We start from the raw sequence: 885 nt of genomic DNA, 5'->3' as shown, positions 1-885 counted from the left end.
CATCTGGCGTTGTGCTTCCTCCACAGAAACCGCAGCAAAGCGCCAGACCGTCTCTTCACGGCCATACATGCGGCTCTCTCCCAAGCCTCCCGCCAGACAGTACGCCAGATGATCCAACCACAGGGCCACGCCATCTTTCATGCCTAATCGCGCCGGTCGCCAGCGCAACAACCCATCACGCTGTACCTGCATCACCCAGCCACTCAGGCGTACACCGTCTAGCGTCACGTCCAGTTCCAGGCTGGTCATTCCCACCGCATCACGCTCCGCGCTGACGCTATCAGCCAGCGCCTGCATCTCCTGACGCTGCTTTTGCCAATACAACTCACCAAAAGCACCATAAGGAAGTTCGCCCGCCGCGCGCGCGCGGTGTAACAGTTCATCGGCATCCTCTTGCGCAATCAGGGTATTGAGCAGTTGTGCATTCAACTGATAGCGGCTGAGGTTATCCAGCGCGAACGGTTCTTCATCGAGCAGTTCGTCGTTCTGCACCACAAAGTTCACGCCCAGACGCGCCTGGAAAAAGGTTTTGACAGGGTGACGATAAAAACGTTTCAACGCATCCAACGTAATATCGGGATAAGTGACCGACGCCAGTGGCGTATCAAACAACGGCTGTGGCAGCCCGGTGCGCCCGGCAGCGGCCAGCCATTCGCTGGCGAAGCTGCATGGCTGAGCGTGCTCAAGGAAGTTATCCTTGTCAAACGGCATACGCGTATGTTCGCGGCACAGATGGGCACAAACGCGTGCAGCGCTGGTGTCCAGATCCTGCGCTTCATCCCCTGGCAAATGATAGCTTTGCGCCAAATACTCCATCAGTTCGCTTACCAACACGGAGGGATAACGCTTCTTATTATCCTGAATGGCGCGACCGATGTAACTGAT

General features: G+C 56.7%; 1 pseudogene. It reads right to left on the bottom strand.

Annotated features, from left to right (window positions below):
- Window positions 1-885 (bottom strand): annotated as a pseudogene (locus J5224_RS30955) (exodeoxyribonuclease V subunit gamma); the annotation flags it as partial.

The sequence above is a fragment of the Candidatus Symbiopectobacterium sp. NZEC135 genome (assembly GCF_025962695.1).
The sequence above is the reverse complement of the archived record's forward strand: the minus strand, read 5'-3'. Positions and strand labels throughout refer to the sequence as shown.